Below are 281 nucleotides of genomic sequence, written 5' to 3'. Positions count from 1 at the left end.
AGCTTTCGCCGGCCTCGATCGCCACAACAACACGCTCACGAAGATCATTCGAAAGAGGTCGCGTCATCCGATGCTGGCCTCCGATCCAGCCAGCATCTTGAATCACAAATCAGCCAAAACGGGAATCTGGAGAAGCTATGGAGTGAGCGGCGACGGCATGGCACCATCGTCGTTTGATAGAAGCGATAGAGGTGTCCCATGACCCAGGTTGACGATCTGAGCCGTTCGCTCGTCCCGTTTGATCAAAATAGCAGCGTAATCGTCGTTGTTGAAATGAGTGA

At 53.0% G+C, this 281-nt stretch carries 1 protein-coding gene; it reads left to right on the top strand.

Features of this window, described 5'->3' with window-relative positions:
- Nucleotides 1–202, top strand: a 202-nt coding sequence (locus D3227_RS42530; RefSeq protein ID WP_208646672.1) for a hypothetical protein, incomplete at its 5' end; no start/stop codon positions are given.
- Between the last annotated feature and the right edge of the window lie 79 nt (nt 203–281).

Origin of the sequence: Mesorhizobium waimense, from assembly GCF_003601975.1 — a bacterium.
In the GTDB taxonomy this organism is placed as follows: Bacteria; Pseudomonadota; Alphaproteobacteria; order Rhizobiales; family Rhizobiaceae; genus Mesorhizobium; species Mesorhizobium waimense.
The sequence above is the reverse complement of the archived record's forward strand: the minus strand, read 5'-3'. Positions and strand labels throughout refer to the sequence as shown.